Consider the following 21,449-nt stretch of genomic DNA (forward strand, 5'->3'; position numbering starts at 1 on the left):
GTCGCCCAGGCTAAAGAGCTGGATAGCCACCAACAGCAGCAAAGCAGGAAAAGTTTGTGCCAAATTCGCATAATGAGTGACGCACATGAAGTTGATAATGAGATTTATTAACATTAACACTAAACAATGGAAATGTGTCTTGATCCGTATCAAAATATATTTAGTCTTTTGAATTTTTGTTTAAAAATGCGGAATGCCTCGCAAGATTAGAGCGAGTAACCGCAATGAATAAGGCGGTTTGGTGATGAGTCACCTTCAAACGGAATATGAACAGGTTCGCGCAATTATCGGTGATAATTCTTTAATAACGCTGCTATCTGTCGGCCATGAATCGACAACTGTGGTCACGGATAGCTCTGGCATGGTCTTCGCTGAACAGCGTCTTACTGTTGGATCTAATAATGTTGCTTTGCGTTATTTCAAACATAATCCCCCCACGCCAGATGAGATGGAAACCGCCATTATGGTGGTGGAAGATGAAGTTATTCGCATCAGCCCTGCGGTGAATAAAACCTCACAATTGATTACCACCGATGGTTATATTGCTGAAATTGCACATCTTGCGGGCTTACCCACGCAAGCGGAAATTGTTATGTCACTCGAGTCTGTTGAGCGGATGTTTGACCGACTGGCAGCCGTCATGATGGGTAGACCAGCTGCATCGGAAGGAATTCCCGCAGATAATGAATTTGCTGCACGTTTGCTGATTTTACGCGAATTTATGCATCATTTGCAGTTTTCTGCCATTACAGTGCTGAGATAAAAACGACATGATTGAGTGAGTGTTTTGGCTAAAAAAAACTGACAGGGCCGTATTCGCGGCACACTGTCAGTTCATAATAAATGGTCAGTTCATAATAAATGGTCAGTTTCTTTTACTGCCGATGATAACTCGGCTTACTTAGCGGTTTTTTTAACCAGATTATCCGCAGGTAATTCCCCTGGCAGATAATTAGGTAAACGCCCCGCCGGGAAGATGGCCAGCAGTGATAACAATGCCATAATCAATAAACCAAACTTCAGCGAACGAAGACGGGCTTCTTCATTGACTCGCACCGCTTGCGCGACCTGCTCAGGTGTCGCCGAGGTTTGCGCCAATATTCCTTGCAGGCGGTCATTACTCACGAAGTTGATGCTGTCCATATTCACTTGCGCCTGAATTTCTGGCGTCAGAATCGGCGTTTCAGCCACACCGCGTATCACGTTGGCACTGAGCAAACCGACCAGCAATGCACCGGCAACAGCAGTACCGATAGCATTTGCCAGGTTATTCGTGGTACCACGTAAGGAGCCGACATCACCGGCCAGTTCTTTCGGTGAGGCACTGACCAATACGTTGAACAGTAAAGTCACTAATGCACCCTGAGCCAAACCAAATACTACTAAACCAAACAGTACAGCGAATTCACTCCAGTTATTGCGCACCACAAATGCCAGCCACAACAGCGCAATGGTACAGGTGATGAAACCATAACGGCCAATCTTACGCGGTGTCAGTTTCTTATAGAAACGAACAATCAGCATCGCGGAGAAGAACACCGATAAGTTGAATGGCATCATAGCAATCGCCGTCGCCATTGGGGTGCTACCCTGCACTATCTGGATATACAGCGGAACGGAAAAGTTCAGCATAGCTTCCAGCGCCACCACAGCGAACATGGCAAATACAGCCGCTTTCTCTGTGGGGGAGTTCAGTACTTCCAATGCCAATAAAGGTGTTTTACCTTGTTCTTGACGACGGCGAGTCCAGACGACAAACGCCTGACCCAACACAATACCCAGTACAATCATGAAAGGTGCGGGAGAGAAGCCCAGCAGATCGAATGGCGCACCATCACGAACCAGACCGAAGCCCCAACGGTTCAGGTTGTTAAAGCCAAATGACAGCAGGATAATCGCCGACGCCGCCAAAATGACACCGAATATATCAATGCCAACTTCCGGGCGGCCTTGGTCAGACTTCAAACGGAAGCTCAACACAAAGATGATGGCAGACAACACAATCAAGATGCCGAACGCTGGACGCCAGCCGATATATGTCCCCAGAACGCCACCAATCAGGAATGCTGCCACACCGGCACCGGCACGCGCTGAGCCTAACGCACCGAGCGCCGTAGCCTGTTGCGTACCGCGGTAGTTTTCAGCAATCAAGGCCACCAGAGCAGGAACCAACGCGGCACCCGCCAGACCACTTAATGCCTGAGCACTGATCATTACAGTGACATTCGGGCTGAATGTCATCATGACCTGCGCGACACCAAACAACAGAACGGTACTGCGGAATACCACCAGCGGCCCGAAGCGCTGGTTGAGTTTGGCACCCAACATCACGAAACCGGCAACAGACAGTGAGTACATCACGATTGCGGTTGCAATGGTCGTTGGTGGCACATTAAAGCTTTTTACCATTCCGCCTAACGCTACCGGCAGGGAGGCCACGTTAAATGACATCAGAATCTGGGCCAATGCGATGGTTATCATCGGCACCCAAGACTCTTTAACTTCCGCACCTGCGCGGTGAGTTGATTGATTCGCCATAAATATCTCTATCCTTTTGAAAAACAATATTGTTTAAACTCAATCCGGTTTTACAAAGCGCGTTTGTCGCCACATGACCGGTTTTTTGAGCTTTACCTGACTCTCACGGCTCAACTCTTTTCGGTGTAAGGCTCAGAAACAAACATGTCCATCCCAAGACTACGTGATAAGAACCGGGCGGCCAGTTGACCTTTAACACTGTTACCTGCGCTATCCAGTAACGGTGCAAAAGTCCCCAAGCCGCCTTTACCTGGTGACACTGTCACAATACCGCCACCAATACCGCTTTTTCCAGGAAGGCCGATATCATAAAGCCAGTCCCCAGAGGTTTCGTACAACCCTGCTGTGACCATGACTGCCAAGGCGTAATGACAAACATCATTATCGACCACCCGCTCGCGAGTCAGTGGGTTAACCCCCCCGTCTGCCAGTGTCGCACCCATGACAGCCAAATCCCGGGCACTGACATTCAGTGAACATTGGCGTGTATAGAGATCGGTTGCGATAAGAGGATCACACCCCAGACGGCCATAACCTTCCAACACATTGGCGATGCCACGGTTACGGAAATTGGTTTCACAGGCGGATTGATACACTTCTTCATTAAGGGTCAGTTTACGTCCAGCAAAACGGCACAAACCGTCATAAATGAATTTCCACTGCTCATCACTGGTGGCACCAGGTACCAGGCTGGTCGTGGCAATAGCTCCGGAGTTCACCATCGGGTTAGTGCGGCCATCAGGTGCCCGCTCAATGGCAGTCACTGAGTTAAATGCCATACCTGTACTGTTAACACCCAGCTTTTCACGGGCGACTTTCGCCCCTATGGCCTGGCAGACCAAGGCAAAAACAAAAGGTTTGGAGACACTCATGATGGTAAATTCATAGTCTACATCCCCGGCTGAATGCACTTTACCGTTAGTGCCAACCATGCAGACGCCAAATAATTCAGGAGGGATACGTTCTAATGCAGGATAAACCGTCGAAACGACACCTTCATTATCAGTGCTAAACCGTTTGTGGGCTTCTTGCACCAATTTAACCACGGTATCTGGGTCCGGCAGATGCCCGGTAGATACGTAGTCGATAATTCCATTTTTGCTATCATCTGTAGGCATATATTTACCTCCCGTTTAACTTCTGTTTATATTTCTGTCTTTCTTTTGCCTGTAAGGCTTATTTTAAGCGACAGAAATACTTATACGTTTTAATTTATATGAAATAGTAATTATGCTTTGTGCTTTTTTAACCTTTGGATTTATGAATTACTCATGAAATTCTTAGAGTAAGATATCCTAGGTTTAGAAAACTGTATATCAGTTGTTTTTGAATAGTTTAATTATGTTTTTACAGAGAAAAGTTATCAGAACTGTTGCAATATCATCGTAATAACGATAAAGCAGGAAGGTTTTCCGGGGAGTAAGATAATGACAAACAGCAGATAAACATGTTATGTCGTATTAATCCGACATAATAGTATTATAGTATCGGTAAACAGCCCTTTAATAAACGCCAAACATTGAATTGCGAGACTCAGGGCCGACCGGCATATTAATACTTATGATAAATAGGGTTGTATCCAATTCAGCCCTGCCACGGTACTTGCCCGCGGGTGATATTCACAACCAATCCACCCCTTGTAGTTAATCTCATCCAGTAGTCCAAATAAGTAGGCATAATTAATTTCACCTTCATCGGGTTCATGGCGTTCCGGTACTGATGCAATCTGAATATGCCCATAGCGCCCCGCGAAAGACGTAATTAAATGGCTGAGATTACCGTCCACTATCTGTGCGTGGAATAGATCCAACTGTGTAAATACATTGGGGCGGTCGATGATATTAAGCAATTCCAAGGTTTGATATTGACTGGAGAACAGATAATGGGGTTTTATCTTCGGATTTAATGCTTCAATCATGGCATTAATATTATGTTCGGCAAACCGGTCAGCGGCATAACGCACATTGTCGATAAATACCTGTTGATAATCTTGCCGACCTGCGCCCACAGGCACGACTCCAGCCATGATATGGATAGATGGGCAATCTAATGCCAGTGCATATTCCAAAGCCAAATCAATATCACGGCGAGCTTCTTTTTCTCGGCCCGGCAACGCCGCTAACCCCCACTCACCAGCATGAATATCGCCGGGAGAGGTATTAAACAGCACCTGTTGTAAACCTTGATCTTTCAGCTGCGCTGCTAATTGGTCTGCTGGATAATCGTAGGGAAATAAAAACTCCACACCACTGAAACCCGCATTTTTAGCTGCCTTAAAGCGCTCAAGGAAAGGTACCTCCGTAAACATCATGGATAAATTAGCCGCAAACTTAAGCATTTTTAACTCCTTAATTCGGCGATTTCGTCATCGGTTAGATATCGAATAGGTCGGTCACCCAGGGTAAATATTAAGCGCGCAGTTTCCTCTAATTCTTCCATATTATCTGCCGCTTCTCGCAAACTTTTCCCTACCACTACCGGGCCGTGATTTGCCAACAAAAAAGCACGATACTGCGGAGCTAATCTCGCCAACGCCTCCCCTAACCGAGTGTCTCCCGGACGGTAATATGGCACCACAGGAACATCGCCGACCCGCATCACCACATAAGGTGTAAAGGGCTTAATGGCATTATGACAATCAAGACCTTGCAAGCAAGAAAGTGCTGTTAAATAAAGGCAATGCAAGTGAACGATGGCTTCACACTCAGGATTATTAAGATAGATTGCACGATGAAAACTGATCTCTTTTGAGGGTTTATCACCGGAAATCCACTCCCCCTCTAAACTGACCTTTGATAGCCGCTCGGCATTTAGCTCACCTAAACAGGAGCCCGTTGGTGTTGCTAACAATGTGCCGTCAGCCAATTTCAATGACAGATTTCCGGCTGAGCCGGTGGCGTAACCTCGTTGGAAAAAGGAGGCTCCCAACTTGACCATATCTTCTCGCGCCTGCTGCTCATTCATACTGCGAACTCCGTTTGTGCTCTGGCAAAAAAGTTTTCATCACCAAAATTACCCGACTTCAACGCTAATGAAATGGGATGGTCGGTCGATTTTACCCAAGGAACCCCAGGTGAGATGGCTGGCCCAATATGAAAAGCTTGAATACCTAATGATTGGGCGACAATACCGGAGGTTTCGCCGCCAGCCACGATGAAACGTTGAACACCTTGCAGTTGCAAACTTCGTGCTAAAGTCCCGAACAGATGTTCAACCGCCTCACTACTGGCAGCCGCGCCCCACTGCCGCTGGATACTCTGTATGACCTCAGGTTCAGATGTGGCGTACAGTAACGGAGCCAACGGCCCAGAGATATTCTCCATCACCCAGGTACAGAGCTCTTTGGCATAGGATTCAGGTTCATTTAGACAACGGGTTATATCAATTGACTGAGCTGGGGCTTGTTGAACATATCGAGCGACCTGCCGATGGGTCATTGCTGAGCAAGAACCTGATAACACTACACATAACTTGCCTTGTGGGGTTCCGGCAAACGTCGCTGGCAAGTGATGTTGAACCCCTTTCATCCACTGCTGCGCCAGGCCGATGGCTAAACCTGAGCCCCCGGTCACCAACACCATATCGCGCACCGCTTCAGCCTGTGTCAGTAAGTGGTTCTCGTTTAAGGTATCCAGTACCACATAGCGAATGCCTTTATCTTTCAAACTGCGCAACTGTGATGTTATAGCGTCAGCGCCTTGATCCATCACCGCACTGTTAATCAAACCACTCGTGCCACGACTCTGCGCATCCATTAAGCGCAGGAGGTTACTGTCGGTCATTGGGGTCACCGGATGATGGCGCATCCCTGACTCAGACAATAATTGCCCCATAACAAATAAATGCCCCTGATATACGGTGCGCCCATTGATTGGCAGCGCGGGGCAGATGACAGTTTGTTGCTGGCCGAGAGCATCCATTAAGGCGTCAGTCACTGGGCCAATGTTACCTTGCGCGGTGCTATCAAACGTCGAACAGTATTTAAAATAGAATTGTGTACAGCCCTGGTTTTGTAACCATGCCAAAGCCGCTAAAGATTCCGTCACCGCCTTCTCGACTGCACAAGAGCGCGATTTCAGACTGACCACAACAGCCTCTGCCTGCACCTGATAATCCGCTTTAGGTATGCCAGTGACTTGCACTGTCGACATGCCATTTTCCACCAAAAAACTGGCAATATCCGTAGCACCGGTAAAATCATCGGCAATAACGCCTAATCGCATCAGATATTCTCCTGTTCTTTTATTAAACCAGATCCAATAACAGATACTGATAGCATTCTTGTGTGAGCCATAACTCCTCCATGTTAATTTTGGTGATAATTTGATTTATTATGTTAATGGTAACCAGAGGGCTGCGGTATTATTGCGAGCACAATCACAATAATTAACATTAAAAGGTCATAAATCACATGAATTAACATCAATAATGGGGCTTGCGTGCAAATCATAAGGAATAAAAAGAGTAAATACGTGATTCTTAGCGTTAAAAAATGAGAAATATTTTCTAATTGCTGACGTATAATCACATTAATTACCATTGCCCATATCATGAGCAAACTGCATAAGGAGCTAACGTGATACCCGTTGAACGTCACCAACAGATACTGGCACTGGTTGCCGAGCGCGGCGTCGTCAGCATTGCTGAACTGACCGAACGTTTAGGTGTATCGCACATGACCATTCGTCGTGACGTGCAAAAACTGGAAGAACAAGGTTCGGTGTTATCCGTTTCAGGCGGCGTACGTTCCACTGAGCGACTGGCGACAGAGCCCTCTCATCAAGATAAAACGCTCATGTACAGCAGCCAAAAAAACGCCATTGGTCTGGCGGCTGCGCTGCATATTCCGCGTAATAGCTGTATTTATCTTGATGCAGGAACCACCACACTGGCGTTGGCTCGGCAGTTGGAAGCTCGGGATGATTTATTGGTGGTCACCAATGACTTTGTCATCGCTAATTTCCTGATTGAATCCTGCCAATGCAAAATGATCCACTCCGGCGGCACACTGTGTCGCGAAAACCGTTCTTGTGTCGGTGATGCGGCTGCCCGCGCGCTACGAAATTTATCCATTGATATCGCTTTTATTTCAGCATCCTGCTGGGGACCTCGTGGCATATCAACACCGGACGAAGATAAAGTTGTGGTAAAACGGGCAGTTAGTGAGGTAAGCCGCAAGCGCGTACTGCTGGCTGATGCATCAAAATATGGCAAGATAGCCACTTATTTAGCCTTACCTCTTACTGACTTTGATGCCGTGATTACTGATGGTGGTTTGGCCTCTACAGCCCATGAAGAACTGGCCACAAAAGAGATTGAGGTAATTATCGCCCCAACGGTGCAGCATTCTGATTGACCAATAAATAGCCTCTCCCCCTCTTGGCATGAATGCAGCCGCCACTGATGAGGGAAATTTGATAACTATATAAATCGTTATGTAGCTAAAGTAACCCTAAGTCTTAGCGCCCTAATAAATAAACGGCGTAAACTACCGGGTAATTTCATTTGCATCCTTTTTTTGTTTGCAGCTATTAATACAACACCCATCTCATTAATCTGGATGTCTGAGGGTAACGCAGGCCGGTGTTTCTGGAGCATGACATGAACAACGCAACAACGGCTGGAAAGCAAAAAGTGCCGTTACGACTCAGTACATCTATCACCCTTATGGTTTCTGCGGTGATTATCTCCGTGTTATTGGTGGTTCACACGCTGTTCTTCGTTCAACTCAGTAAGATGACGCAAGAGGGTTTGCAAGACAAAGCCGTCGCCGTCGCCCGGTCTCTCTCTTTTTCACCCACCATCATTCACGGATTAACTGACCCTGAAGCTGGGAAACAAATTCAGGCCTATGCCAGTCAAGTTCAGAAAGCAAATAACCTGCTATTTATTGTTGTGACTGACATGAACGGTATTCGTTATTCGCATCCTAATCCTGAGATGATCGGGCAGCATTTTATCGGTAATGATTTAGAACCGGCGCTGCAAGGCAAAGAAAATAGCGCGATAAACCGAGGTGTACTGGAAAGAGCATTGCGTATTTTCATTCCTGTTTATGAGCCTCACGGCAAACAAATAGGCGTTGTCGCGATTGGGATTTCTCTGACCAGTATTGACTCGGTTGTCAGTGAAACCCGCTGGACTATTCCCTGGACCATATTATTTGGAGCACTAATTGGCTCCCTCGGCACCTGGTTTTTAGTCAAAGCACTGAAAAGGATTATGCTGGGTTTTGAACCCTACGAGATATCCAACTTATTTGAACAGCGTAACGCCATGCTGCAATCCATTAAAGAAGGCGTCATCGCAGTTGATGCGAACTCGCGCATCACCGTGGTCAATCATGAGGCGAAGCGCTTATTTAAGCAAAGTGGGCCGATGGAGAATTTATTACTCAGTAACGCCAGCAAGTATTGGCCAGTGCGTTTGTACTTAGAGCAAGTCTTAGAAACCGGGATTGCCCGACGCGATGAAGAGATAAACTTTAATGGCAGCATATTACTGACCAATACCGTTCCTGTAATGGTAAAAGGCGATATTATCGGTGCAATCGCTACTTTCCGCGATAAAACCGAAGTAAGTCAATTGATGCAGCGCCTTACGGGCATGGTGCATTATGCCGATGCGTTACGAGCACAGTCACACGAATTTATGAATAAGCTCCATGTGATATTGGGTTTATTGCATATGAAGTATTATCAGCAACTTGAAGATTATATTGTTAAAACATCGAATAATTATCAGGCGGAAATTGGCTCTCTACTGCGCAAAGTAAAATCGCCGGTTATTGCCGGTTTCCTGCTAGGCAAAATTAATCGGGCACGCGACTTGGGTATCACGTTATCCATCAGTGACGATAGCCTGTTGCCCGACACCGATAATGAGCAAATAACGACCACCTTAATTACAGTCTTGGGCAATCTGATTGAGAACGCCATGGAAGCCATTGGTAACCAGTCTCAACGTGAAATTAATGTCAACTTCCATTATCAAAATGGCCGAGTACATTGCGTGGTCAGTGATGATGGGCCCGGTATTGCAATCGAACTGCAAGACAGTATTTTTGATAATGGCTTTTCCACGAAAGGAAATGAACACGGCATCGGTTTGAGCCTGGTTCGCCAGAGCCTGGAAAGTATTGGCGGTAATATTGAGTTCGATTCCGAAGCGGGTGTTTTTACACAATTCTTTATCAGTCTTCCCTACGACGCGACCTCAAATAATATGACCTCTAGTGACAATTCTTCAAACAACATCAGCGCGGTAAATCATGATTAATGTACTAATAGTGGATGATGACGCAATGGTCGCTGAGCTGAACAAGTGTTACCTGAGTCAGGTAGCAGGTTTCAATTGCTGCGGTTCAGTCTCCAGTTTACAGCAGGCCAGGAATCACGTAATGGCGGCAGAACAGCCTATTCACCTGGTACTGTTGGATGTTTTCATGCGCCAGGACAATGGATTAGACTTGCTGCCAGTCTTACGTGAATTCAGCGAGCATACCGACGTTATTGTTATTTCATCTGCAACTGATGTGAATACCATCAAAAAAGCACTGCAATACGGGGTCGTTGATTACCTCATCAAGCCGTTCCAATTCTCACGTTTTGAAGAAGCACTGTCGACTTATCGTGAAAAGCAGAGTTTGCTAGGGCAGCGCGAGTATTGCGCGCAAGAAGATGTCGATTCCTTGTTACGGCGCAGTAATGCCGCCCCTGTTGAGCGTAAAAAGTTACCCAAAGGGCTAACAGCGCAAACACTACGCACTGTCTGTGAATGGATTCTGGAAGTACAAGATGGGGAATTCTCAACGGAGCAGATGGCAAACGCTATTGGTATTTCACGCGTTTCTTGCCGTAAGTACTTGATTTACCTTTCCGATACTGAAGTTCTCAGCACTAAAGTGCTGTATGGCGCAACCGGGCGGCCGGTTTATCTCTATAAACTCTTGCCCAGCCAGCAGGAGGTTTTAAAACAGTATTGCCAATAGCCTGAGCGCGAGGCAGAACTCAATTCTCAATGACAAACGGCATCGAATAAAAGATGCCGTTTGTTATGCCATCACTACCCAGTATTTATTTAAATTATCCACCCTAACAGCAATGTGGCACCAATTACGGTGGATGCACCGCCAATACGGGTAGCTATCTGGGCAAAAGGCATCAAGGACATCCGATTTGAGGCGGAAAGAATAGCAACATCTCCTGTCCCACCTAGCCCGCTGTGGCAACTGGTCACAATGGAAGCCTCTACGGGATACATATTAAGATAAGGGGCAATAATGAAACTGATTGCAGCCATTGATAAAACAACAGAACCACAGACCACAACATAGCCAACGGAGAACACGGCGACCACACTTTCTAGCGGAACATACAGCATCCCCAGACCAATCATTAACGGCCAGACCAACGTCGTAGAAACAAACTTATACCAACTGTGCGCGCCCTGCTCCATTTTCGACGGGATAACCTGCGCATATTTACACATCACGGCAATTAAAATCATGAGTACCGGGCCAGGAATATGCACAATCTTTTCAAATAACCCCCCCACAATGAAGAACGCACAAGTCATTAATAACCCGCCGCCCATCAACTGAAAATCAGCCTGTTTTGGCCCTTCTTGCGCGGTAAATATCGCGTTGTCTTGTGCTGAGCGAATTAACATCCCCTCACCATTCAGATCTTTGCGCCGCATGCCAATACGAGCCAGCACTCCGGCACAGATAATGGCAAAAATGTTTCCTACTACCGCGGCGGGAGCCAACTGGGCTACATATACATCCGGAGTTTGTCCAAGAATCGCTGAATAAGCCAATGACAACGGCAAGATACCTTCACCAATGCCGCCACCGATAATCGGTACAATAATAAAGAAGAAAGTGTGATAAAGGGTGAAACCAAATAATTTACCCACCAGCAAACCGGTTGCGACGGCAGTGATAGTCCCCACCACCAGCGGAATAAACATGCGCGTCATTCCCTGAATGAGCACCACGCGATTCATGCCAAGAATACTGCCCACGACCAGACTGGCGATAACAAAATAGAGTAAATTCGCCTCTTTCATCAGCAAGTGAACCGTATCCAGCGTATTGGTTTGGAAAAGACCAAAGTAGACCAACACTGAGGGCACCATCAGACACAATATAGCTGGGCCACCTATGTCTTTTAGTACTGGGATATGGCGACCAATATGGGATAACACAAAGCCCATTGTCATAATAACAGCCAAGCCGCCAATCATATTCTTTGGTAGGTAACTGGCATAAGCCGAAATAAATACAATGGCCGAAATGGTCATAAATAATGCCATGGGCATCGTATTTATATTCATTTGGTTTAAGTTGGCGATAAACTTTCTGATGGAAACCTTATCCGCCATATCGATTTCTTTATCGGAAGAAAGAGTAATTTCCTGATTTATTTTTTTCATTATAGACCTACTGTTGGGTAGCACCTAAGGAACAAGAGGTAACGTATTGAATGTTATAGTCAGCTAATGATACTTAATATTTATCACCGACCTATTTATGAAAAACCGCTTAACCTGCCACTTGAAATTATTATCAACATCAATAATAGAAACATAGAATGTAAATGCTCAACCTTAAGATACCACTCCACTCAGCGTAAAAAAACAAGCAATGCCGATATACTTACTGCATTTGAGAGCGTCTCGACAGGTTTATTTTAATTAACTTAACTCGGTGTTTTGTAATTAAAAAATTTGAATGTAATCCATTTTATCTGTTATGCTTTTTGAGTTGAAGATAGCTAGATTGAAATCTTGGTTTAGACCTAAAAATTAGGTTTGCATGAATGAAACCATTCACCTGTGACAGTTAGTCTGAACGCAGCCTAAAGTGCTATGGATTACCGCCCCTCCCACACACATTCCCTGCTCAGCACGCTATCAACCTCTAGAGTGATCTCTTATTGATAACCCAGTTTATTGGTCATAATTTAAATACATATAAATCCTATTCCTAACCATAAATCATGTGCCCAAAGAAAAAATATTGCATATGAATAGCATTATTTTATAAAACACCCCCTAATTTCATTAAATAAGATCAACGGCAATTTAATGCAAAGTGATAGTAGTAAGAGATAAAATCAGGTTCAAAATAGTATCGATGAAAAATATACAGAATAGATTTGTAATAAACAACAGCTCCCCACATTCATCTTCGTAACAACCAGTTACGTGTTGTTCTAAAATTAACCAATAGTCATACTAAATGTATTAATGCGAAAGCATATGGTGTGATTATAAATTAACCTTAGCCATTCAATTAGTGACTTCGTTAATACCGCAAAAAAAATAATTTATAAGTGAATATTTTTTTGCCTCATCACGATAGAAACGATAGCATGCCCTCCCATAATTCAAGAATCATGATAAAAGCCATAACAAGTGAAGGCGCTAAGACGCTATTTATGCATTAACCTTTAGCAATCGGTTGCAGTAATACATTCACGATGATTGCACAACAGACAGGAAAATAGGGAATGTCTATGATGTCAGGAAAACACGCTGCAGAAACCCATCACGACGCGAAAAAACGCTGGTTAGATTCTCATGATACTGGCTATCACAAAAGTATGGGCCGACGTCATATACAGATGATAGCAATCGGCGGTTCTATTGGTACCGGCCTATTTCTGGGCACCGGTGCTCGTTTGCAAATGGCTGGCCCTGCATTAGCATTGGTCTATTTGGTCTGTGGGGTTTTCTCGTTTTTCATTCTCAGAGCCCTCGGCGAATTGATTTTACACCGCCCCTCCAGTGGCAGTTTTGTTTCTTATGCTCGTGAGTTTCTCGGCGAAAAAGCATCCTATGTTGCAGGATGGATGTATTTTCTCAACTGGGCAATGACTGGGATCGTCGATATTACCGCCGTTGCTCTCTATATGCATTATTGGGGGACCTTCTCTGATGTGCCTCAATGGCTATTTGCATTAGGCGCGCTGTCAATTGTCGCCACCATGAATATGATTGGCGTTAAATGGTTTGCAGAAATGGAATTCTGGTTCGCATTGATCAAAGTCGCCGCCATTTCCCTGTTCCTGATAGTCGGGGTTATCTTTCTTGGCACCGGCCAAAGTGTTGGCGGGCACCCATCCGGCATGCATCTGATCACTGATAATGGCGGATTCTTCCCTCACGGGTTACTCCCCGCGCTGGTATTAGTTCAGGGCGTCATATTTGCTTTTGCCGGAATTGAGTTAATTGGCACTGCAGCCGGGGAGTGTAAAGACCCTGAAAAAATGCTCCCCAAAGCTATTAATAGTGTGATTTTACGGATTGGTCTGTTTTATGTCGGCTCAGTGGTTCTGTTGGTCTGTTTACTGCCCTGGAATGCCTATCAAGCAGGTCAAAGCCCCTTCGTAACATTTTTCAGTAACTTAGGCGTTCCTTATATTGGAACGATCATGAATATCGTGGTGCTATCCGCCGCTCTTTCCAGCCTGAACTCGGGGCTGTATTCTACAGGCCGCATTCTACGTTCATTATCGATGGGTGGTTCAGCACCAAAATTCATGTCCAAAATGAGCCCCCAATCGGTCCCTTATGCCGGGATACTGGTCACTGTCGGCATCTATGTTTTTGGTGTCGTGCTCAACTTTCTCGTCCCATCACAGGTATTTGAGATTGTTTTGAATATTGCTTCGCTGGGGATTATTAGCTCATGGGCATTCATAATTGTGTGTCAGATGAAGTTACGCCTGGCGATAAAGAATGGCACAGCCAAACCCGTCGCCTTCAAGATGCCCGGCGCTCCCGTGACATCTTGGCTAACCCTGCTGTTCCTGGCCAGTGTATTAATCATGATGGCGTTTGACTACCCGAATGGGACCTACACCGTTGCGACGTTGCCTGTCATTGCTGTATTACTGGTTATTGGCTGGTTTAGTTTACGTAAACGCGCCCGAGAGGTTGCCGCTGAACACTTAGATATGCCCGCCAAAGAAACCGGAGCTAAAACAATACAATCTGCTGAGTTGTATGAACAGAAATCAGTAGGCTAAATAAGGTATTCAGTCCGTAGTTTGATAAACACACCTACGGACTGAATTTAACCCAAGCACGGCTAAGATAAATATCAAACCTCTATTAAATAATGAAACGTACACTACTGATTGATTCCATATAGTCAGTAAAATTAAAGATCTACAGTTTATCGAGCAGAAAATCACGCAAAACTATTGCCTGATTATTTTGTGCATCGCGATTGCCATATAGCAACGTGATCGGTTGCTGTTTCAACACCGCCAGCAAAGGTTCCCAAGCCGAAGAGTTATTAAGTTGGGTCTGATAGCGCATGACAAATTCCGGCCAATCCAAATGTTGATGAAACCATTGCCGTAATGCGTTATCCGGCGCAACCTCTTTTAGCCATACAACCCCTTCCAGGCGTGCTTTACTGATTCCACGCGGCCATAACCGGTCAACCAAGAAAGTATTGGCCTGATAAGGTGGTTCAACATCATAGACCCGTTGCAATGTAACCTTATTGATATTCACAACAATCTCCTTTTGCTCTTTTCACTACTCCAATTAAATCAGTGACAGAGAATAAATTCGTGAAGACTCACCCCATGGGTGATAGCCGATCCCGGTAAAAGTAAAACCATATTTTTCATAGAAACCAATATGGTCCGTGCATAAATGTAATTCGTCGAAACCGATTTTTTTGGCCTCTTCAGCCAAATGTTTTATCAGCAGCTCACCATAAGCATGCCCGCGAAAGTGCTCTTCAATATAGAGCGCGCACAGCCAAGGGTACAGATCCATCCGGCTGATAAAATCATTAGTAATCAGTCCAGCACAACCAATAATCTCTGTATTGAGCTCCATCAAATACCATTGTGGCAACGGTTTTTTGGCACCAATACAATGCGTAATGCTGTCTTGATAAAGCATTTGGGTTTCTTCTGTGGCCCACTTATCCTGAAAATAATGGATAGCTTTATCTTTATAATCTGGGTGATCTCTCACCGAGATAATCTTTAACATAGCTTTATTCCTATCATACTGAACGCTACTTTGGGGGGTAGATATGATGATTTGCAGATAAATATCGGTATAAGTGCAGCTCTATTTTCGAAATCTTTACTCTTTCGCTTATACCAATGTTTTGCCTATCACATACTATTAGTGCTGTCAGTTTTTACCGTTTCAGTTTTTACCGTTAATGTACCATTTGCCAATATCAGGGTTTTAGTCAGTGACTGGTTCTACAGCCCGCATAATGTGGGCTATACTTTCTCATCGGCAATGTTAGTTCTATTTTTGGTAGAGATCCCAGCGGTTGCCGTAGATATCTTCAAAAACCACAACCATACCATAGGCTTCTTTGCGCGGCTCCTCACAGAACGTTACCCCTTTCGACTTCATTAATTGATAATCACGCCAGAAGTCTTCGGTCTCAAGAAAAAGGAAGACGCGTCCACCACATTGATTGCCAATAAATGTCGCTTGATAATCATTAGATGCACGAGCCAACAATAAACAGCATTCGCTATCTTCTGTTGGTGAAACCGATACCCAGCGCTTCCCCGGTTGCGGCTCATCCTCTCTCAAAAAGAAACCCAATTTTTCAGTATAATATTCAATCGCTTTATCGTAATCATCAACCACGATGGCGATGTACCCCATCCCTCTTTTTTTACTCGTCATATATTATTCTCATCCATCGCAGTTAACTTAAACCTAATGCTGCCAATATCTCTCAACCCGCATAAGGGGCTTATCACTCATTTCAAACACTGTAACATCCGGTAAAGGCCATGATAATTATTTATTCATAAATACGAACATGTTATATTTCTTCCAGTTAAATTATGGGTAAAAAAAATGACTACAGTGCTGATTAATACCACCAGACAGATGAAGAAAAAAAACATCATGCTGGTTACTGGTGCATTAAAATCACTGGTATCTGCAACTAAAGGTGATATATCCGCTCAAACGGGGTTAAGCTTAGCAACCTGTGGCACAATACTGAATGAATTGTGCACTGAAGGAGAAGTTATCGAGGAATCTCTGGATGAATCACGCGGTGGCCGGCCAGCCAAACGGTATATATATAACCCAAATTATTTTAGTATATTAAGTGTCTATGCTGAAGGCACAAATGACAGTGGTGTTATTTCATCTTATCTCACCTCTGCCGATGGCAAAAAAATTCAAGAATATAATGAAATCTATAATAACCTGACAGTGGAAATATTAATTAACCACATTCAAGAAGTTATAGATAAACATCCTAATATCAAAGCATTAGGCCTTGGTCTCCCGGGCGTTGTCGTCGATGGAAAAGTCCTGACTTGCGATATTACCCACTTAGAAGGGTTGGATATTGCTGAGCGGTTAAATACTCAATTGGGTATTTTTGTCCAAGTGGGCAATGATATGAATTATACAGCATTTGGCTTCTATCGAAATGACTGCCGCGATATAAATGACCCTATAGCTTACATTTTTATGCCCCCAAGACATTGCGCAGGTTGTGGCATGGTTATTTCTGGAAAAATGCTACGTGGGGCAAGTCAATTTGCGGGGGAGGTATCAAAACTGCCCTTCTATGACAATTTAATCACTGGGGAAAATACCCATATTCATCATACCCCCGAGTTTGAAAGACTTATCCATATCACGTCATCTTTAATTGCAATTATTAATCCAGCCACCATAGCTATATCAGGTAATAACATCAATCAAACATGTATTGATGCGCTAGCTATTGAGTTATTAAAAAGGTTTGACAGCAAACATATTCCTCATTTTGTTTATCGCGATTGTATAAAATCTGATTATCATAATGGCATATCAGAATATACCCTTGATGCCTACAATAACTTTAGAGTTTTTAACCGCTAACCCTGCCCCACGCCAATGCTGTTGGAACGCCAACCTTAACACTAAAAATCTCATCTCTGTGCTCACATTCTATCTTTAATTGAGTTCCCGCGAGCAAACACTGTCCTTGGCAAGATTGTCCTTGACTTCCTGAGTGCCACTATTATATTTTATGACTTAATATAAGTCTTTTAATAAGTGCTTTTACATAACTAACTCGTTTTTCAACCACACACCAGAGAAAGGTAACTACTGAATGTCTAGCTCTACACTCGATGCCACTCTGGATACATATGCGAAACGCTCCGCTACACGGGCAATATTCTTTGTCGCTGGGTTTGCTATGGGCCTTTGGGCTTCGCTCGTACCCTACGCACAAAATCGTCTGCATTTTGATGCTGGCTCACTAGGATTATTGCTACTTTGCCTGGGAACTGGCTCACTACTTGCCATGCTTTTCTCCGGGAGACTTATCGGCCGTTTTGGTTGCAGAAATATCATGTTATTAGGTATCGCCCTAACTTGTATATTCCTGCCTCCCCTGGCAATCATTGATCAATTCCCTTTAATGGCTTTATGTTTATTCTTCTTTGGTGCAGGAATTGGTCTGGCTGATGTGGCGGTCAATGTCCAAGGCTCACTGGTTGAGCAATCATCTGATAAACCATTAATGTCAGGTTTTCATTGCCTATTCAGTGTTGGTTCAATTGCTGGTGCCGGTGGTGGAGCAACATTATTTACGCTTGGCTTGATGCCTCTCCCAGTGACATTCATTGCCATTACAGTCATCGCTATTATTACCGCAACGGTTTTCAATGAATTAATCCCCTTTGGAGATCATAAAGAACCTACTGGGCCAGCAATAACAAAACCAAGACCCAATTTCCGACTCGTGTTAATGGCATTGATGTGCATGATTTGTTTTATGGCGGAAGGTGCAGTATTAGATTGGAGCGGCGTTTTTCTCACAAATGATCGGGGCCTTGATATAACACATGCAGGTTGGGGATTCGCAATTTTTGGTGGAACGATGTCAATCATGCGTTTCACTGGCGATAAAGTTGTCAGCCTTTTGGGGCGTAAACGCGTACTGGTTCTCAGCAGTATCATAGCCATGATGGGTTATGCGGTTGCGGTCATTATCCCCGACTGGAAATTCACACTGTTTGGTTTCGCGCTGGTCGGCGTTGGGGCCGCCAATATTGTTCCGGTGCTGATAACGCTGGCTGGCCAGGAAAAAGTCATGCCGGTCAATATGTCTGTTGCTATGGTTGCAACACTGGGTTACTTCGGTGTTCTCGGCGGGCCAGCGCTGATTGGTTTTATTGCCCACTTAACTGATCTTTACACCGCGTTCACCATGATGGCACTGACATTCCTTGTTATTGCCGTCGGGGCATTTAAGCTGAAATATACCAGCGACGAATAACCGCATCAAAAATAGATACAGCGGAAACTTATTTTTAAAGATGTCTCTAAAGAGAAAAATTGTGACTGAGTATGGTAACTTTACCAGCTAGCAAACTTTGCTAGCTTTTTTTTAGATAAATAACGCTAAGATATTTTCTATCAAACTACTATCTTCAATATGTTAAAGAGGGAAACAGAATGAGTATTAAAATCGTTGCCGTTGATATGGATGGAACCTTTCTTAACGACCAGATGAATTTTGATAGGAAACGGTTTAGCGCGCAATATTCTCGATTAAAAGATAATGGAATAAAATTTGTTGTTGCTAGTGGCAATCAATATTACCAGCTCATCTCATTCTTTCCCGATATCGCTGATGAAATCGCATTTGTTGCTGAAAATGGTGCCTACGTAAGCAATGAAAATACAGAAATTTTTTGCGGCGCATTACCGGATGAAAACTGTGACAAAGTGCTAAAAACAATCTTACCAATACCTCATCTTGATATCATAGTTTGTGGAAAGGATGGTGCTTGCATGCTGAGCTCATCTGATAATGCTTTCTACACCACCATGAGTCAATATTACCATCGACTTAAAATTGTTGATAACTTCAGCCAAATCGAAGAACCCGCATTCAAGTTTGCAATCAGTTTGCCCGATGAGAAATTAGCTGACTTTATGACATTCATTGAGGCTGAATTAGGCGATATTGTAACCCCAGTGTCCAGTGGTCATGGTTCCGTTGACCTGATCATACCCGGTGTACATAAGGCCAATGGTATTAAATTACTCCAAAATATATGGGGTGTGAAAGATGAAGAAGTCGTGACTTTTGGTGATGGGGGTAATGATATTGAAATGTTGCAACATGCCGGTTTTGGATTTGCAATGGCAAATGCGCCAGATCGTATTAAAAAAATAGCGAAATATCAGGCCGGTTCGAATAATGACGCCGGCGTATTAGATGTTATTGATAAAATTTTAAGAAAAGAACCTCCGTTTGCATAAGTCAGAGATTCACACCATAAAAGCTGATAAATAATAACCAGGAAAATAATAGCGGCGCCTTAAAATAGACCGAATAATGTATCCATGGCCGGTCTAAACCATCAAGCTAATCCACGGAATCAGAAGCCCGTACCGCTATGCGGGCTTCATCTTTCCAATAGAGTGCTTACAACTGTCAATTATGGTCTAAAAGTGAGCCACAGTTATGCTTTAAAAGTGCGCCACTTTAAGACCAGTTTTTGAACCTAAATGATTCATTGCCTGTTTCAATAATGTCACAATGATTGTAAGTATCCCAGCTTTAGTTCCAGGCACTTTTTGAGATTTCCGGTTTCTCAGCCATCAGCCGATATTCTTCCGGCGTCAGGTTATTCAGGGATTCATGAGGTCGTTCGCTGTTATATTCAGCCAGCCAACGCTCTGTGATTTCCCGTGCTTCATTCAGGGTTCTGAACAGATAAAAATCCAGTATTTCTGTCCGGTACGTCCTGTTAAAACGTTCGATAAACGCGTTCTGTGTTGGCTTACCCGGCTTGATAAATTCCAGCATCACACCATGGTCTTCAGCCCATTGCGCCAGCGCCAGTGATATCAGTTCCGGCCCGTTATCCATCCGCATCTTCAGCGGATATCCACGGTTTGCCACTATCCTGTCCAGCACCCGCACGACACGCTGCGCCGGGATATTCAGGTCAATTTCTATCGCCAGAGCTTCACGGTTAAAATCATCCACCACGTTGAAAGTCCGAAAACGTCGGCCACATGTCAGCGCGTCGTGCATAAAATCAATCGACCAACTTTGGTTGAGTGCTTCCGGCGTTGCCAGCGGAGCCGGATTGCGTACCGGCAGGCGTTGTTTACCCTTACGACGAAAATTCAGTTTGAGAAGACAGTAAATCCGGTGGACACGCTTGTGGTTCCAGACGTGCCCCTGCCTGCGAAGTACCTGAAAAAGCTTATTAAAACCGTAGCGGGGATAGCGCTCAGCGACCTCGGTCAGCCTCTGGATCACCGCTTCATCACGTCGCGTATCCGGTTGATAACGAAACACCGTCCTGCTTAGCGATAACGTCCTGCATGCCTGGCGTATGCTCATCGTAAATTGCGTGGTCAGATAGTTGACGAGCTCACGCTTTATCGCTGGTTTTAAAGCTTTTTTTCGATGACGTCTTTCAGCGCCCGGCATTCCAGACTCAGATCGGCAAACATCTGCTTCAGACGACGATTATCGTCTTCAAGATCTTTGATCTTTTTGATATCAGCGGCTTCCATCCCGCCATATTTCGCCTTCCAGTTGTAATAGCTGGCTTCAGAAATAGCAGCCTCACGACACACATCTTTGACGGTTCGACCAGCTTCTACAGATTTCAGAACGGCAATGATCTGGTGCTCGGTGAATCGGATCTTACGCATAGCAATCTCCTCAGGTGACATAATCAGTATGTCGGAAGACCTCTAAAAATGAATGGGCCGTTTTGGTGGGATACTTACAGGAGGTCCTGGTACAGGTAAAACGCATTTAGCCACGGCTTTAGGGGTAAATGCGGCCACCAATGGGTTTAAAGTTCGTTTCTGGAATGTATTAGATTTGGTCAATAAGCTGGAATTGGACAAAGAAA

18 protein-coding genes and 1 pseudogene are annotated in these 21,449 nt (G+C 44.6%); 9 read left to right on the plus strand and 10 right to left on the minus strand.

From position 1 onward, the window contains the following. Positions 1–244: 244 nt before the first annotated feature. On the plus strand, positions 245–763 hold the full coding sequence (locus ACNSO8_RS14480) for a hypothetical protein (protein ID WP_418395043.1): 519 nt from the start codon (positions 245–247) through the stop codon (positions 761–763). Between the two features lie 134 nt (positions 764–897). On the opposite strand, the gene ACNSO8_RS14485 is transcribed toward ACNSO8_RS14480, so the two are convergent. The 5 genes from ACNSO8_RS14485 to otnK form a co-directional block, all read right to left on the minus strand. Continuing rightward, positions 898–2,538 carry an MFS transporter gene (locus ACNSO8_RS14485; protein WP_418395044.1) on the minus strand — a complete coding sequence of 547 codons (1,641 nt, stop codon included), beginning with the start codon at positions 2,536–2,538 and terminating at the stop codon, positions 898–900. A gap of 110 nt (positions 2,539–2,648) precedes the next feature. Continuing rightward, positions 2,649–3,656 carry a glutaminase A gene (gene glsA, locus ACNSO8_RS14490; protein ID WP_418395045.1) on the minus strand — a complete coding sequence of 336 codons (1,008 nt, stop codon included), beginning with the start codon at positions 3,654–3,656 and terminating at the stop codon, positions 2,649–2,651. Between the two features lie 440 nt (positions 3,657–4,096). After that, a complete protein-coding gene (locus ACNSO8_RS14495) occupies positions 4,097–4,876 on the minus strand; it encodes an HPr family phosphocarrier protein (RefSeq protein ID WP_418395046.1) in 780 nt (259 codons plus the stop codon). Positions 4,877–4,878: 2 nt separating this feature from the next. Beyond that, positions 4,879–5,502: an aldolase gene (locus tag ACNSO8_RS14500; protein WP_418395047.1), complete on the minus strand. Its 624-nt coding sequence runs from the start codon at positions 5,500–5,502 to the stop codon at positions 4,879–4,881. After that, positions 5,499–6,761 carry a 3-oxo-tetronate kinase gene (gene otnK / locus ACNSO8_RS14505; RefSeq protein WP_418395048.1) on the minus strand — a complete coding sequence of 421 codons (1,263 nt, stop codon included), beginning with the start codon at positions 6,759–6,761 and terminating at the stop codon, positions 5,499–5,501. The genes ACNSO8_RS14500 and otnK overlap by 4 nt, the downstream gene beginning before the upstream one ends. A 353-nt stretch (positions 6,762–7,114) precedes the next feature. On the opposite strand from otnK, the gene ygbI reads away from it, so the two are divergent. From ygbI to dcuR, 3 genes are all read left to right on the plus strand, one after another. Beyond that, complete coding sequence (gene ygbI, locus ACNSO8_RS14510; RefSeq protein WP_418395049.1) at positions 7,115–7,894, plus strand: DNA-binding transcriptional repressor YgbI; 780 nt, start codon at positions 7,115–7,117, stop codon at positions 7,892–7,894. Between the two features lie 245 nt (positions 7,895–8,139). Continuing rightward, complete coding sequence (locus tag ACNSO8_RS14515) at positions 8,140–9,816, plus strand: sensor histidine kinase (protein WP_418395050.1); 1,677 nt, start codon at positions 8,140–8,142, stop codon at positions 9,814–9,816. Continuing rightward, a complete protein-coding gene (dcuR, locus tag ACNSO8_RS14520) occupies positions 9,809–10,528 on the plus strand; it encodes a two-component system response regulator DcuR (RefSeq protein WP_418395051.1) in 720 nt (239 codons plus the stop codon). The genes ACNSO8_RS14515 and dcuR overlap by 8 nt, the downstream gene beginning before the upstream one ends. An 89-nt stretch (positions 10,529–10,617) precedes the next feature. On the opposite strand, the gene ACNSO8_RS14525 is transcribed toward dcuR, so the two are convergent. Next, the gene (locus tag ACNSO8_RS14525; RefSeq protein ID WP_418395052.1) at positions 10,618–11,976 is read right to left on the minus strand and encodes a 2-hydroxycarboxylate transporter family protein; all 1,359 of its coding nucleotides are present in this window, start codon (positions 11,974–11,976) and stop codon (positions 10,618–10,620) included. 1,085 nt (positions 11,977–13,061) lie between these two features. Between ACNSO8_RS14525 and ansP the strand changes: the two genes are divergently transcribed. Next, positions 13,062–14,576 carry an L-asparagine permease gene (ansP, locus tag ACNSO8_RS14530; RefSeq protein WP_418395060.1) on the plus strand — a complete coding sequence of 505 codons (1,515 nt, stop codon included), beginning with the start codon at positions 13,062–13,064 and terminating at the stop codon, positions 14,574–14,576. A gap of 142 nt (positions 14,577–14,718) precedes the next feature. Here the strand turns inward: ansP and ACNSO8_RS14535 are convergent, their stop codons facing one another. The 3 genes from ACNSO8_RS14535 to ACNSO8_RS14545 all read right to left on the minus strand — a co-directional run bounded on the left by ACNSO8_RS14535 (position 14,719) and on the right by ACNSO8_RS14545 (position 16,227). Beyond that, a complete protein-coding gene (locus tag ACNSO8_RS14535) occupies positions 14,719–15,072 on the minus strand; it encodes a DUF488 domain-containing protein (RefSeq protein ID WP_418395053.1) in 354 nt (117 codons plus the stop codon). A gap of 33 nt (positions 15,073–15,105) precedes the next feature. Next, a complete protein-coding gene (locus ACNSO8_RS14540; RefSeq protein ID WP_418395054.1) occupies positions 15,106–15,564 on the minus strand; it encodes a GNAT family N-acetyltransferase in 459 nt (152 codons plus the stop codon). A 270-nt stretch (positions 15,565–15,834) separates the two neighbouring features. Beyond that, entirely contained in the window at positions 15,835–16,227 is a 393-nt protein-coding gene (locus tag ACNSO8_RS14545; RefSeq protein WP_418395055.1) for a VOC family protein, read from the minus strand. 177 nt (positions 16,228–16,404) lie between these two features. Between ACNSO8_RS14545 and ACNSO8_RS14550 the strand changes: the two genes are divergently transcribed. The 3 genes from ACNSO8_RS14550 (at position 16,405) to ACNSO8_RS14560 (ending at position 19,830) form a co-directional block, all read left to right on the plus strand. After that, positions 16,405–17,430 carry an ROK family protein gene (locus tag ACNSO8_RS14550; protein WP_418395056.1) on the plus strand — a complete coding sequence of 342 codons (1,026 nt, stop codon included), beginning with the start codon at positions 16,405–16,407 and terminating at the stop codon, positions 17,428–17,430. A gap of 235 nt (positions 17,431–17,665) precedes the next feature. After that, positions 17,666–18,838, plus strand: coding sequence for an MFS transporter (locus ACNSO8_RS14555; RefSeq protein ID WP_418395057.1), 1,173 nt, complete (start codon positions 17,666–17,668; stop codon positions 18,836–18,838). Positions 18,839–19,017: 179 nt separating this feature from the next. Next, positions 19,018–19,830, plus strand: a complete 813-nt coding sequence (locus tag ACNSO8_RS14560) for a Cof-type HAD-IIB family hydrolase (RefSeq protein ID WP_418395058.1) — start codon at positions 19,018–19,020, stop codon at positions 19,828–19,830. 301 nt (positions 19,831–20,131) lie between these two features. Here the strand turns inward: ACNSO8_RS14560 and ACNSO8_RS14565 are convergent. Continuing rightward, positions 20,132–21,243, minus strand: a protein-coding gene (locus tag ACNSO8_RS14565; RefSeq protein ID WP_418395059.1) for an IS3 family transposase whose coding sequence is annotated in 2 segments (ribosomal slippage) — positions 20,132–20,982 and positions 20,982–21,243 — 1,113 coding nt in all. Because the reading frame shifts where the segments join, the coding sequence is not laid out codon by codon here. Between the two features lie 70 nt (positions 21,244–21,313). Here ACNSO8_RS14565 and ACNSO8_RS14570 point away from each other — a divergent pair. Beyond that, positions 21,314–21,449 (plus strand): annotated as a pseudogene (locus tag ACNSO8_RS14570) (ATP-binding protein); the annotation flags it as partial.

The organism is Yersinia sp. LJYL362, assembly GCF_048323875.1.